General features: G+C 64.9%; 13 protein-coding genes. 7 read left to right on the top strand and 6 right to left on the bottom strand.

Going from position 1 to position 12,315, the window contains the following annotated elements:
• Window positions 1–6: 6 nt before the first annotated feature.
• Genes AB7G19_RS08410 through AB7G19_RS08390 form a run of 5 tightly spaced genes read right to left on the bottom strand, consistent with a single transcriptional unit; the run spans window position 7 to window position 5,458 of the window.
• Window positions 7–1,272 carry an NAD(P)/FAD-dependent oxidoreductase gene (locus AB7G19_RS08410; RefSeq protein WP_085405271.1) on the bottom strand — a complete coding sequence of 422 codons (1,266 nt, stop codon included), beginning with the start codon at window positions 1,270–1,272 and terminating at the stop codon, window positions 7–9.
• A 3-nt stretch (window positions 1,273–1,275) separates the two neighbouring features.
• A complete protein-coding gene (locus AB7G19_RS08405; protein ID WP_085405272.1) occupies window positions 1,276–2,937 on the bottom strand; it encodes a thiamine pyrophosphate-binding protein in 1,662 nt (553 codons plus the stop codon).
• Window positions 2,934–4,160 carry a pyridoxal phosphate-dependent aminotransferase gene (locus AB7G19_RS08400; RefSeq protein WP_085405273.1) on the bottom strand — a complete coding sequence of 409 codons (1,227 nt, stop codon included), beginning with the start codon at window positions 4,158–4,160 and terminating at the stop codon, window positions 2,934–2,936. Before AB7G19_RS08400 ends, AB7G19_RS08405 begins: the two co-directional genes overlap by 4 nt.
• A 9-nt stretch (window positions 4,161–4,169) precedes the next feature.
• A complete protein-coding gene (locus AB7G19_RS08395; protein WP_085405274.1) occupies window positions 4,170–4,523 on the bottom strand; it encodes a RidA family protein in 354 nt (117 codons plus the stop codon).
• A 17-nt stretch (window positions 4,524–4,540) separates the two neighbouring features.
• Entirely contained in the window at window positions 4,541–5,458 is a 918-nt protein-coding gene (locus AB7G19_RS08390; protein ID WP_085405275.1) for an NAD(P)-dependent oxidoreductase, read from the bottom strand.
• A 237-nt stretch (window positions 5,459–5,695) separates the two neighbouring features.
• Between AB7G19_RS08390 and AB7G19_RS08385 the strand changes: the two genes are divergently transcribed.
• The 4 genes from AB7G19_RS08385 to AB7G19_RS08370 are packed head-to-tail and all read left to right on the top strand — an operon-like array spanning window position 5,696 to window position 8,728.
• Entirely contained in the window at window positions 5,696–6,532 is an 837-nt protein-coding gene (locus tag AB7G19_RS08385) for a transporter substrate-binding domain-containing protein (RefSeq protein ID WP_135216109.1), read from the top strand.
• A gap of 10 nt (window positions 6,533–6,542) precedes the next feature.
• Window positions 6,543–7,205 (top strand): amino acid ABC transporter permease, encoded by a 663-nt coding sequence (locus AB7G19_RS08380; RefSeq protein ID WP_085405276.1) that lies wholly within the window; start codon window positions 6,543–6,545, stop codon window positions 7,203–7,205.
• Window positions 7,202–7,960 (top strand): amino acid ABC transporter ATP-binding protein, encoded by a 759-nt coding sequence (locus AB7G19_RS08375; RefSeq protein ID WP_441267749.1) that lies wholly within the window; start codon window positions 7,202–7,204, stop codon window positions 7,958–7,960. Before AB7G19_RS08380 ends, AB7G19_RS08375 begins: the two co-directional genes overlap by 4 nt.
• A 39-nt stretch (window positions 7,961–7,999) precedes the next feature.
• Complete coding sequence (locus tag AB7G19_RS08370) at window positions 8,000–8,728, top strand: aspartate/glutamate racemase family protein (protein WP_085405278.1); 729 nt, start codon at window positions 8,000–8,002, stop codon at window positions 8,726–8,728.
• Window positions 8,729–8,744: 16 nt separating this feature from the next.
• Here the strand turns inward: AB7G19_RS08370 and AB7G19_RS08365 are convergent, their stop codons facing one another.
• A complete protein-coding gene (locus tag AB7G19_RS08365) occupies window positions 8,745–8,963 on the bottom strand; it encodes a hypothetical protein (protein ID WP_135216107.1) in 219 nt (72 codons plus the stop codon).
• Between AB7G19_RS08365 and AB7G19_RS08360 the strand changes: the two genes are divergently transcribed.
• The 3 genes from AB7G19_RS08360 to AB7G19_RS08350 are packed head-to-tail and all read left to right on the top strand — an operon-like array spanning window position 8,962 to window position 12,315.
• Window positions 8,962–9,423, top strand: a complete 462-nt coding sequence (locus AB7G19_RS08360) for a (2Fe-2S)-binding protein (protein WP_167768222.1) — start codon at window positions 8,962–8,964, stop codon at window positions 9,421–9,423. The two genes, AB7G19_RS08365 and AB7G19_RS08360, sit on opposite strands and share 2 nt — an antisense overlap.
• Window position 9,424: 1 nt before the next feature.
• Complete coding sequence (locus AB7G19_RS08355) at window positions 9,425–11,674, top strand: xanthine dehydrogenase family protein molybdopterin-binding subunit (RefSeq protein ID WP_085405279.1); 2,250 nt, start codon at window positions 9,425–9,427, stop codon at window positions 11,672–11,674.
• A gap of 8 nt (window positions 11,675–11,682) precedes the next feature.
• A complete protein-coding gene (locus AB7G19_RS08350) occupies window positions 11,683–12,315 on the top strand; it encodes a hypothetical protein (protein WP_028160721.1) in 633 nt (210 codons plus the stop codon).

Genomic DNA, 12,315 nt, shown 5'->3' with positions numbered 1-12,315 from the left:
GCGTTCTCAGAGGAAGCGAGTGGGCGCGAACGGCGCAAGCGGGATCTCCGGCTGCTTGCCGCTCAGGAGCTGGGCGACCAGACGGCCGGTGCGCGCCGATCCGACCAGGCCGACATGGCCATGGCCGAAGGCGTAGACGATATCGCACGAGGCACGCGCATGGCCGATGCAGGGCAGCCCATCCGGCATGCTCGGCCGATGGCCGAACCAGGTTTTGATGCGCGAATCTGGAATATCCTTCGGCAGTTTCGGGAACATGCTGAAGAGGTTGTTGCGCAGGATTTCGGCGCGCTTCCAGTTCGGCGCGGCCTCGAGGCCCGCGATCTCGACCGTGCCGGCGGCGCGCAGGCCCTTGTCGGTCCAGTTCACCACCATGCTGACGTCGGACGCCATCATCGAGCTGCGCGGACCCGATTCCGGGTTCTCGATCATGACGTGATAGCCGCGCTCGGTTTCGAGCGGCAAGGGATCGCCGACGGATGCGGTGAGCTGTTTTGACCGCGCGCCGGCGGCGACCACCGCGGCATCGCAAGCAATCTCACCGGTCTCGGTGAGAACGGCAACGAGCTTGTTGCCTGAAAGCTTCAGACCGGTCGCCCTGGCATGAACGAGCTTGGCACCGCTCGCGAGCGCATGCTGGGCCAGCGCCGCAACGTAAGCGCCGGGATCACGGCAGCGTCCGGCCTCCTCCACCACCACGCCAAAGGTGTAGCGCGGATGCAGATCCGGCTCGCGCTGACGCATCTCGTCGGCGTTCAGCTCCATCCATTCGACGCCGACTTTCTTGCGCAGGCGCCAGCCGAGATTGCTGTCGAAATTGCCGCGCGACGGGAATACGTGCATCACGCCGTTGCGCTCGACCAACTCGGGCACGCCCGCTTCTTCCGCGAGCTTCTTGTGCAGCAGCGGCGCGTCCTTCAGCAGATCGCGCAGCGCAAACGCCGTCTTCTCGACCCGTGCCTCGGTCCAGCCGGAGAGCAAATACTTGACCAGCCAGGGCAGCGCCTTCGGCAAGTAAGACCAGCGGATCGCGAGCGGGCCGAGCGGGTCCATCAGATAACCCGGCACCTTCTTCCAGAGGCCCGGCTCGGCCGGCGGAATCACCGAATGGGAGGAGAGCCAGCCGGCATTGCCGTAGCTCGCCGCCTGTTCGCCACCGGGCTCGCCTGCGTCGATCAGCGTGACGCGATGCCCCTCGCGCAGCGCCTCGATGGCGCTGATCACGCCGACCGCGCCGGCTCCGATGATAGCGACGTGGCGGCCTTCCGACATCGGCTACGCCTTCACCGCCGGCGCGAAATCCTTGCCGACCGAGATCGCGCGCGGATCGATGATGCAGTGGAGGATCGACGGCTTGCCCGAAGCGAGCGCGCGCTCGAACGCCGGCGCAAACTCTTCGGTGCGCTCGACGCGCTCGCCATGGCCACCGAATGCCTTCGCATACATCGCAAAGTCAGGGTTCTTGAGCTGAGTTCCGACCACGCGGCCAGGATAATCACGCTCCTGGTGCATACGGATGGTGCCGTATTGCGAGTTGTCGACGACGATGACCACCAGCGGCGCGTCGTACTGCACGGCGGTCGCGAATTCCTGGCCATTCATCAGGAAGCAGCCATCACCGGCAAAGGCGACGACGACGCGATCCGGATATTGCCGCTTTGCAAGCACCGCAGCCGGCACGCCATATCCCATCGAGCCCGAAGTCGGCGCGAGCTGGGCGGCAAAGCTGTGGAAACGGTGATGGCGATGGATCCAGCCGGCATAGTTGCCGGCGCCGTTGCAGACGATCGCGTCCTTCGGCAGGCGGTCGCGGAGCCAGGTCATGACCTGGCCGTACTGGAATGTGCCCGGCAGCTCACGCGCCTTGTCGGTCCAGGCGAGGTAATCGGCATGCGCCTTGGCGGCCTCGCCCTTCCAGGCAACGGCGCCAGCGGGCTTCAGCGTCTCGACGGCGGCCGCGAACGCGGCAGGCGTCGCCTGGATCGCGAGCTCAGGCTGGTAGATGCGCCCGAGCTCTTCCGAGCCCGGATGCACGTGGATCAGCTTCTGCTTCGGCGTCGGGATATCGAACAGCGTGTAGGACGAGGACGGCATCTCCGACATGCGGCCGCCGATCAGGAGAATGACGTCGGCGTTGTCGATGCGCGCCTTCAGGCCCGGGCTCGGCCCGATGCCGAGATCGCCGGCATAATGCGAATGATCGGCATCGATCAGCGAGGCCCGGCGGAACGAGGTCGCGACCGGCAGGTCGAACCGTTCGGCGAAGCGCGCGATGCTCTTGGTCGCCTCATCCGTCCAGCGCGAGCCGCCGAGGATGACGAGCGGCGCCTTGGCGCTCGCGAGCATGGCGCCGACGCGCTCGAGATCTGATGGTGCCGGCCAGCTCACGGCCGGCTCGATGCGCATGGCGTCGGCAACGGCCGCCGTCTCGGTCAGCATGTTCTCCGGCAGCGCGATCACCACGGGGCCCGGACGGCCCTGCATGGCGACGCGGAAGGCACGCGCGACCAGCTCCGGAATGCGATCGGGGCGATCGATCTCGACGGCCCATTTCGCCATGGTGCCGAACACCGCCTTGTAGTCGAGCTCCTGGAACGCCTCGCGCTCGCGCATGCCGGTGTCGACCTGTCCGACGAACAGGATCATCGGCGTCGAATCCTGCATCGCGATGTGGACGCCGTGGCTGGCATTGGTGGCACCGGGGCCGCGGGTGACGAAGCAGATTCCGGGACGGCCGGTGAGCTTGCCATAGGCTTCCGCCATCATCGCAGCACCACCCTCGGCGCGGCAGATCACGACGTCGATCGGGCTGTCATGCAGCGCGTCGAGTGCCGCGAGGTAGCTCTCGCCCGGCACGCAGGTGACGCGCTCGACGCCTTGGGCGACGAGCTGATCGATCAGGATCTGGCCCCCGGTGCGGGTGTTGCGAATGGTCATGACAGCTCCCTGCAGGCTTTGGCGATGCGCATCACGGCCTCGCGCAAGTTTTGTTCCGAGGTGGCGTAGGACAGGCGGAAATAAGGTGCAAGGCCGAAACAGCTGCCCGGCACCACGGCCACGTCATGCCTCTCCAGCAGGAAGCGGCAGAACGCGGCGTCGCTATCGATAACGGTCCCATCCGGCGTGCGGCGGCCGATCAGGCCGGCGCAGCTCGCATAGGTATAGAACGCCCCTTCCGGCCGGCGGCAGCTGACGCCGTCGATGGCGTTGAGCGCATCGACCACGATGTCTCGGCGGCGCTGGAACGCGGCACGGCGCTCGATCAGCACGTCCTGCGGGCCGGTCAGCGCGGCGATCGCAGCGGCCTGGCTCACCGAGGAGGGATTGGTCGTGCTCTGGCTCTGCACCACCGCCATCGCTGCGATCAATTCGCGCGGGCCGCCGCCATAGCCGACGCGCCAGCCGGTCATGGCGTAGGCCTTGGAAACACCATTCACGGTCAGCGTGCGTGATTTCAGGCTCGGCTCGAGCGCCGCTGCGGTCACGAACGGCATGCCGTCATAGATCAGGTGCTCGTAGATATCGTCCGCCATCAACCAGACATGCGGATGGCGCTTGAGCACATCCAGGATCGGGCGAAGCTGCGCGGCCGAATAGGCGGCTCCGGTCGGATTGGACGGCGAGTTCAGCAGCAGCCAGCGCGTCTTCGGCGTGATCGCGCGTTCGAGATCGGCGGCGTCGAGGCGAAACCCGTTCTCCTCGCGGCAGAGCACGTCCACCGGCGTGCCGTCGGCGATGCGCACCATGTCGGCATAGCTGGTCCAATAGGGCGCGGCGAGGATGACCTCGTCCCCGGGGCTGAGCGTCGCCATGAAGGCGTTGTGGATCACCTGCTTGGCGCCGGCGCCTGCGGTGATCTCGTCGGCGGCATAGACGAGATCGTTCTCGCGGCGGAATTTCTCGGCGATCGCCGCCTTCAATTCCACGGTGCCGTCGAGGATGGTGTATTTGGTCTGGCCGGCGCGGATGGCGCGCTCGGCCGCGTCCTTGGCATGATCAGGCGTATCGAAGTCAGGCTCGCCGGCGCCCAGCACGATCACCGGTCGCCCCTCACGCTTCAGCCGCTGCGCGACCGCGCCGATCTTGAGGATCTCGGAGACGCCGATCGCGCTGATGCGCTGGGCGGGACGGAAGGTCGATGCGGGCGCCTGGACAGTCACGGCCGAGCCTCAACTGCGCGCGGCGATCGCGATCACCTCGATACGGAAGGCGGGATCGGCAAGCTCGACCTTGCCGCAAGCGCGGGTCGGCGTGTTGCCGGGCACGACCCAGGCATCATAGACCGCATTCATGGCGTCGAAATCGTCCATGTTCTTGAGCCAGACCTGCACGCTGAGCAGGCGGGACTTGTCGGTGCCGGCGCGCGCCAGCATGTCGTCGACCTTCGCCAGCGCCTCTTTCGTTTGCTGGGTGATATCAGCGGCCTTGGTATCCGCCACCTGACCTGCGAGGAAGACGAGATCGCCGAACACGGAAGCGCGGCTGCGGCGGGCGTTCTGGTCGATGCGAGTGATATCCGACATGGGATGTCCTTATGTCTTTACTTGCCGGTGGCGATGATGCGGCGGCAGTGGTCGAGCGCCGCGCCGATGAGATTGTCACTCGCCTCGGGCGTGCGGAACGCCGAATGCGCCGATAGCGTCACGTTCGGCAGCTTGGTCACGGGATGACCGGCGGGAAGCGGCTCGACGGTGAAGACGTCGAGGCCGGCATGGGCGATGTGGCCGGAGCGCAGCGCATCCAGCATTGCGTCTTCATCGACCACAGCGCCGCGCGCCGTGTTGATCAGAATGCTGCCGGGGCGCATCTGCGCGATGCGCTCGCGCGACAGGAAACCCTTGGTCTCGTCGTTGAGCAAGAGATGCAGCGAGACGACGTGGCTCTCGGCGAGCAGCTTCTGCAGCGAGACGAACTCGACGCCGGGATGGGTCTTCGGCGTCCTGTTCCAGGCGATCACCTTCATGCCGCAGCCCGCCGCCATGCGCGCGGCTTCCGCCGCGATGCCGCCGAAGCCGATCAGGCCGAGCGTCTTGCCGGTGAGCTGCATCGCGTCACGGCGCAGCCAGTTGCCCTCGCGCATGCCGCGGTCCATCTCGCCAAAATTTCGCGCAGACGCCCACATCAGCGCGATCGCGCATTCGGCAACGGCCGTATCGCCATAACCCTTGATGGTGTGGACGGAGACGCCGCGCTCAGCGAGCTCTTCCGGATTCATGTAGCTGCGCGCGCCGGTGCCGAGGAAGACGACGTGCTTCAGCTTCGCGCATTTCTCGGCAATCGCTGATGGCACCGCCGTGTGGTCGACGATCATGATCTCGGCATCGCCGAGCAGGCCGGGCAGATCGTCGGGCTTGATCGAGGGATTGCGGTTGATGCTGACCGGCAGCTTCTGCGAGGCCAGCAGCTTGTCGGTCACCGCCGCCAGGGTCTCGTTCGCATCGACGAATAGGGCGCGCACAGGCCTCTCCTTCAGCTCACTTCCGTATTGCGTTCAGTCTTGTATTCAGACTTAAATGCAATTTACAACCCCTCCCCATCAGGAATTTTGCGCAATCCTGCCAAGATATTGGGCTCATTTCTGCCTTGCCGCCCAAATGGCCAGCAAGTCGAAATACCGTATTGCATTTTATCCTGAATACAGAAATAGTCCAGAGGCCGGACACGATCCGACCCAGATTCCAGGGAGACAGAGACCATGAATCGCAGGGATGCTCTCACCACAGTCGCGCTGGCAGGCGCAGCGATCGCCGCCGCGAGCGGCTCGGCCAAGGCCGATGCGCCGGCCTCCACGCTCGACCGCATCAAGAAGAATGGCGTGCTGCGCGTCGCCGTCATCGTCGGCCAGGAGCCCTATTTCCATAAGGACCTCGCCACCAACGAATGGTCGGGCGCCTGCATCGACATGGCCAAGGACATCGCCGGCAAGCTGGGCGCCAAGGTCGAGACGCTGGAATCGACCTGGGGCAACCAGATCCTCGATCTCCAGGCCGACAAGGTCGACCTCGCCTTCGCCGTGAACCCGACGCCGGAGCGCGCGCTCGTCATCGACTTCTCGACGCCGATCCTGGTGCACTCCTTCACCGTCATCACCAAGAAGGGCTTTGCCAAGCCGCAGACCTGGGCCGAGCTCAACAAGCCCGAGGTCAAGATCGCCGTCGATATCGGCTCGACCCACGAGACGATCGCGCGCCGCTACTGCCCGAAGGCGACCATCCTCGGCTTCAAGAACCGCGACGAGGCGATCCTGGCGGTTGCGACCGGCCGCGCCGACTGCAACGTCTCGCTGGCGGTGCTTTCGGTCTCGACGCTGAAGAAGAACCCGAACCTCGGCGATCTCGCCATTCCGCGCCCGCTGCTGACGCTGCCGACCAACATGGGCATCCGCGCCGAGAGCGACCGCCGCTACAAGGATTTCCTCAGCGCCTGGGCCGACTACAACCGCGCGATGGGCCAGACCCGCGAATGGATGCTCAAGGGTTTTGAGGCGGTCGGCCTCACCGCCGACGATCTCCCGCCCGAAGTGCAGTTCTGACGGTCGATCGATGTACGTCTGGGACTTCGCGGCGCTCAAGCCGTATTGGGGCCTGATCTGCCAAGGGCTCCTGGTCACCGTGTATTACACGGTGACCACGGTGGTCGCGGGTCTCGCCATCGGACTGTTCGTCGGCATCCTGCGCACGACGGCACCGCGCTGGGTCACGGTGCCGTTGCGTCTCTATATCGAGGTGTTCCGCTGCACGCCGCTGCTGGTGCAGCTGATCTGGGTCTACTACGCCCTGCCCGTGCTGATCGGCGTCGACATGTCGCCGGCGATGGCCTGCTTCATCGCGCTGTCGCTCTATGCCGGCTCGTTCTATGCGGAAATCTTCCGTGGCGGCATCGAGGCCGTCGACACCGGCCAGTGGGAGGCCGGCCGCGCCATCGGCATGCGCCGCGGCAAGATCTTTCGCCGCATCGTGCTGCCGCAGGCGACGCAGGTGATGATCCCCTCCTTCATCAACCAGACCATCATGCAGCTCAAGAACACCTCGCTGGTGTCGGTGGTCGCGGTCGGTGACCTGCTTTACCAGGGCACTGTCATCACGGCGTCGAGCTACAAGCCGCTCGAGGTCTACACCACGATCGCCGTGCTCTATTTCGTCGTGCTGTTCCCGCTGACGCTGGTCGCTGATAGGGTCGAGCTGAGGATGGGAGCGCACCGATGAGTGCTCTGATCGCTGACAACATCCACAAGGCGTTCGGCGACCACGAGGTGCTCAAGGGCGTCTCGCTCTCGGTCGCACGCGGCGAGGTCGTCACCCTGATCGGCGCCTCCGGCTCCGGCAAGTCCACCTTCCTGCGCTGCCTGAACCTCCTGGAAATGCCGCAGCAGGGCGAGCTTACGATCGGCACGCACAAATTCGCCTTCGGCAAAGGCATGCGCGCCGCCGGCGATGCGCAGCTCGCGCTGCTTCGGCGCAGCGTCGGCATGGTGTTCCAGCATTTCAACCTGTTCCCGCACATGTCGGTGCTCGCAAACGTCACAGAGGGGCCGGTGCAGGTGAAGGGCATGGCGCGAAACGAAGCCGATGCGCTCGGCCGCGATCTGCTCGCCAAGGTCGGCCTCGCCGACAAGGCCGATGCCTTTCCGAGCCGCCTGTCCGGCGGCCAGAAGCAGCGCGTCGCGATCGCGCGCGCGCTCGCCATGAAGCCGGACGTGATGCTGTTCGACGAGCCGACCTCGGCGCTCGATCCCGAGCTTGTCGGCGAAGTCCTCTCCGTCATCCGCAGCCTTGCGAGCGAAGGCATGACCATGGTGCTGGTGACGCACGAGATGGCCTTCGCCGCCGACGTCTCCACCCGCGTCGGCTTCATGAACGACGGCATCATGGCCGAGATCGGCACGCCCGAAGAGACCATCCGCCAGCCCCGCAGCGAACGGCTGAAGTCCTTCCTCAGCCGGTTTCACGAGACGCATTAGACTGCCTGGCACGACCTTTCCGAATCGGTGGGGACACCCATGAAACTCCGCGGCGGCTTCACGAATTACGGCGAGACGATCGGCATCCTGATGCTCGATACCCGCTTCCCGCGCCCGCGCGGCGACATCGGCAATGCGCTCTCCTATGATTTCCCGGTGCGCTACAAGATCGTGCGCGGCGCACACGCCACAAGGATCATGGGCGACCATCCCGATCCCGCCCTGCTCGAGCCGTTCATCGCGGCGGCCCGCGAGCTGGAAGCCGACGGCGTCAAGGCGATCACGACGAGCTGTGGCTTCCTCGCGCCATTCCAGAAACAACTCGCGGCCGCCGTGAACATCCCGGTCTTCACCTCGAGCCTGATCCAGGCACCGTTGATCCATGCCATGCTGCCGCCGGGCAAGGTCATCGGCATCTTCACCGAACGCGGCCACCACATGAACGAGGGGCATTTCCGCGGTGTCGGCTGGTCGCCGGACGAGATCCCCGTCCAGATCCAGGGCATGAAGCCCGATGCGCAGTTTCCCGCAACCTACATTCTCGGCCGCGAGGAACTGGACACCGACGTCCTCCGCGCCGAGATGATCGAGATGACGGAAGCCTTCATGGCGTCCTGCAAAAACCCGGGTGCGATCCTGTTCGAATGCACCAACATGTGCCCGTTCTCGCGGGACGTCGCCGAAGTCTCGGGCCTTCCGGTGTTCGACATCAACACGTTGATCAACTTCTTCTATCGCGCGGCCCATCCCGTGCCATTCTTGCGCTGATCGCCCTTCCAGACGATCAGCGGCAATTGAATCGATTGTCAATCGCGCCAAAGGCGCGGCAAAAATTCACACCATACTCTTCGTGCGAATTCGCAAATGCTGCGGGGTCGTCGTTTGACAGCATCGGCGCTTGCGCGGCACGCTGACCACGCCGGTCCAACCTTCGACGACGCTCGCTGGAGCGTGCCTGTTCGACCTCACGTCCCGCGAGGACGCGCGAAAGGAACATCGACATGATCGAGCTCACGGTCAACGGGACCAAGCGCCAGGTCGACGTCGTTCCCGAGATGCCCCTGCTCTGGGTGCTCCGCGACGAGCTCGGCATCACCAGTCCGAAATATGGCTGCGGCGTCGCGCAATGCGGTGCCTGCACCGTCCAGATCGACGGAGCCGCCGTGCGATCCTGCCAGGCCCGCATCGGCGATCTCGCCGGCAAGTCGGTCGTCACGCTCGAAGGATTGGACAACAGGGAGCAGCATCCCGTTCTGCAGGCCTGGATCGAGCATCAGGTTCCGCAATGCGGCTACTGCCAGACCGGCCAGATCATGCAGGCCATCTCGCTGCTTGGATTGATCGACAAGCCGACGGACGAGGACATCAACGAGGTGATGTCCGGCAACCTCTGCCGTTGCGGCACCTACCCGCGCATTCGCACCGCGATCCACGCGGCTGCCGCAAAGATGGTGGGGAAGTGAAATGGGACACCAGACGCTTTCCCGCCGCGCCTTCGTTTTCGGCTCTGCCGCCGTGGCTGGCGGCATCGCATTCGGCGCCTACAGCGACATCGCGCAAGCCGCGACTGCCAGCGAAAATCCACTGACCGCGGGCCTTGCGCCGAATTCCGTGACCTTCAATCCCTGGGTCGAGATCAGCCCCGAAAAAATCACGCTGATCGCCCAGCACGCCGATATCGGCCAGGGCGTCGGCTCGGTGCAGCCGATCATGATCGCCGAAGAGATGGACCTCGAGCCCGGCCAGTTCGAAGTCCGATTTGCAGGCCCGAGCCCGGCGTATTTCAACACCGGCTTCGCCGACGAGTTCGCGCCGTTCGTGGCCGCGGACCAAAGTCCCGCCGCCGAGGAAGCGCGCGCCAAGACGCTCGAATGGCTGAGAGAGTCCGGCCTGCAGATGACCGGCGGGTCGAGTACGCTGCCGGACACCTATGAAAAGCTGCGCGTTGCCGGCGCGGTCGCGCGCGAGACGTTGAAGGCCGCCGCTGCCAAGCGTTCGGGTGTCGCCGTGGCCGACCTGCGCACCCAATCAGGCCATGTGATCCTGCCCAACGGCACCAAGATCGCCTACGTCGATCTCTCCGCGGACGCCGCAAAGATTCCGCCGGTGCTCGATGCCAAGCCGCGCGATCCGTCGAAATGGCGCATGCTGGGCAAGCCGATGATGCGCCTCGACGTTCGCGCGAAGGTCTTGGGCGAGCTGAAGTTCGGCATCGACCAGAAGATGGACGGCATGCTGTATGCCGCCGTCAAGCTGAACCCTGGCAAGGGCCAGCCCCTGAAGTCATACGACGCCGGCAAGGCGCGATCGATGCCGGGGGTCAAGAAGATCCTGGAAATCAAGAATGGCGTCGCGGTGATCGCCACGAACAGCTGGTACGCGATGAAGGCGGTCGACGCCGTCACTTGCGAGTGGGCGCCCTCGGCCTATCCCGCCGAGCAGGCGGATCATTGGAAGGTTCTTGAATCCTCGTTCAAGCCTGAATTCCTGGGCAAGGAGTGGCGGAAGATCGGCGATATCGAAGCCGGGCTGAAGACGGGCAAGCTTGTCGAGGCCGAATATCGCGCGCCCTATGTGGGGCATCAGCCGCTCGAGCCGTTGAACGGGATCGGCCTCGTCACCGACAAGGGGATGGAGATCTGGGTCGGCCATCAGAGCCCCCGTTTCGTGCAATATGTCGCGGCGACGGCGATTGGCCTCAAGCCGGAACAGATCACCTTCCACAATCAGTGGACGGGTGGAAGCTTTGGCCACCGTCTCGAGTACGAGAACGTCCGCGTTCTCGCCGAGATCGCCAATCAGATGAAGGGAACGCCGATCAAGCTGGTGTTCTCGCGCGAGGAGGATTTCCTCCAGGACATTCCGCGGCAGATTGCGATCGCCCGGCACCGAGGCAGCATCGACAAGAGCAAGATCGTCGCAGCCGATCTGCAACTGGCCTCGACTGCTCCGCTCAAGGGGCTGCTCGAGCGTTCGGGCACACCCTCGAAGGATCCCGATGGGCAATTGGCTGCCGGCCTGTGGAATGTCTATTACGACATCCCCAATTTCCGGGCCACAAGCTACGAGGCGCAAGGACTTTCGCCTAGCACCACGTGGCGGTCGGTCGGCGCCTCGACATCGGGCTTCTTCACCGAAAGCTTCATCGACGAGCTGATCCACGCGGCGGGTCTCGATCCCATGAAGGCGCGCATCGCGATGTGCACCGTGCCGCATTATCGCAAGGTGCTGGAAACGGTCGCGGAGATGTCGGACTGGAAGGGACCACTCGGAAACGGCAGGGGCCGCGGCGTCGCGTTCGTTGAATCCTTCGGCACGCCGACAGCCGAAGTCGTCGAAGTCACGAAGACGGAGCGAGGCATCAGGATCGACAAGGTCTGGGTCGCTGTCGACGTCGGCAAGGTGGTCGATCCCGTCAACTTCGAGAACCAGGTGCAGGGCGGCGTCATCTGGGGCCTCGGCCACGCCATCAATTGCGAGCTCACCTACGCCAAGGGCGCGGTGCAGCAGACCAACTACAATCATCACGAAGCGATGCGGATCTACCAATGCCCCGTCATCGAAGTTCGCGGGCTCGAGAACGATCCCAAGGTGAGAGGCGTCGGAGAGCCGCCTGTTCCGCCAGCCGCCCCTGCACTCGCCAACGCTATCTTCGCCGCGACCGGGCAGCGCATCCGCGAAATGCCTTTCAACAAGTTCATCGATTTCGTGTGAGACGAGCCATGAAGAGTTCTCTCATTGCACTCGCTTTCGCCGCTTCGACAATTGCGGCTCTCACGGGGATTGTCGCGGCCAAGGACGAGGCGAACAAGGATGCTTTGCCGCCGGGCAGCGTCAGCCGCGCCGAAGGTCTGGAGGCCTGGAAGCGGATCGAAGCCGTGGTGACCCATCCGCGCTGTGCCAACTGCCACGTCGACGCCAAGGCCATACCGATCTGGACGCCGGCAGGCGAAACCAGGCCGCGCGTGCACGGCATGAACATCCACGGCGGCGACAGCCGCATCGGGGCCGAGAAGGTCGCCTGCTCGACCTGTCACATGACCTCCACCCAGGCGAACGACCCGGCGCCGTCACCGCCGCGTGCCGGCATCGACTGGCAGCTGGCGCCGGTCGAGTTCATCTGGTTCGGCAAGAGCGGCGCCGAGATCTGTACGCAGCTGAAGGACCCCAAGCGCAATGGCGGCCGCGACGCCGTAGGCCTGCTGGCGCATTTGCGGCACGACGCATCGTTGAACGGCTTCATCCCGCGCGGATGGGCGCCCGGAGCCGGCCGCACGACCCCACCGGGCACCTTCGAGGACCACGTCAAGGACATGGCCCTGTGGGGCGCTGCGGGACAACCGTGTCCGAACTGA

It is taken from the genome of Bradyrhizobium sp. 215_C5_N1_1 (assembly GCF_052075935.1).
GTDB lineage: Bacteria > Pseudomonadota > Alphaproteobacteria > Rhizobiales > Xanthobacteraceae > Bradyrhizobium > Bradyrhizobium barranii.
Note: the sequence above shows the minus strand (reverse complement) of the source record. Positions and strands in the feature narration are given on the sequence as shown.

Excerpts from the sequence above, each read along its gene's own strand:
- AB7G19_RS08360 (WP_167768222.1), top strand. The coding sequence starts at position 8,962 with ATGATCGAGCTCACGGTCAACGGGACCAAGCGCCAGGTCGACGTCGTT.
- AB7G19_RS08380 (WP_085405276.1), top strand. The coding sequence starts at position 6,543 with ATGTACGTCTGGGACTTCGCGGCGCTCAAGCCGTATTGGGGCCTGATC.
- AB7G19_RS08350 (WP_028160721.1), top strand. The coding sequence starts at position 11,683 with ATGAAGAGTTCTCTCATTGCACTCGCTTTCGCCGCTTCGACAATTGCG.
- AB7G19_RS08370 (WP_085405278.1), top strand. The coding sequence starts at position 8,000 with ATGAAACTCCGCGGCGGCTTCACGAATTACGGCGAGACGATCGGCATC.
- AB7G19_RS08410 (WP_085405271.1), bottom strand. The coding sequence starts at position 1,272 with ATGTCGGAAGGCCGCCACGTCGCTATCATCGGAGCCGGCGCGGTCGGC.
- AB7G19_RS08355 (WP_085405279.1), top strand. The coding sequence starts at position 9,425 with ATGGGACACCAGACGCTTTCCCGCCGCGCCTTCGTTTTCGGCTCTGCC.
- AB7G19_RS08405 (WP_085405272.1), bottom strand. The coding sequence starts at position 2,937 with ATGACCATTCGCAACACCCGCACCGGGGGCCAGATCCTGATCGATCAG.
- AB7G19_RS08395 (WP_085405274.1), bottom strand. The coding sequence starts at position 4,523 with ATGTCGGATATCACTCGCATCGACCAGAACGCCCGCCGCAGCCGCGCT.
- AB7G19_RS08365 (WP_135216107.1), bottom strand. The coding sequence starts at position 8,963 with ATGTCGATGTTCCTTTCGCGCGTCCTCGCGGGACGTGAGGTCGAACAG.
- AB7G19_RS08385 (WP_135216109.1), top strand. The coding sequence starts at position 5,696 with ATGAATCGCAGGGATGCTCTCACCACAGTCGCGCTGGCAGGCGCAGCG.
- AB7G19_RS08375 (WP_441267749.1), top strand. The coding sequence starts at position 7,202 with ATGAGTGCTCTGATCGCTGACAACATCCACAAGGCGTTCGGCGACCAC.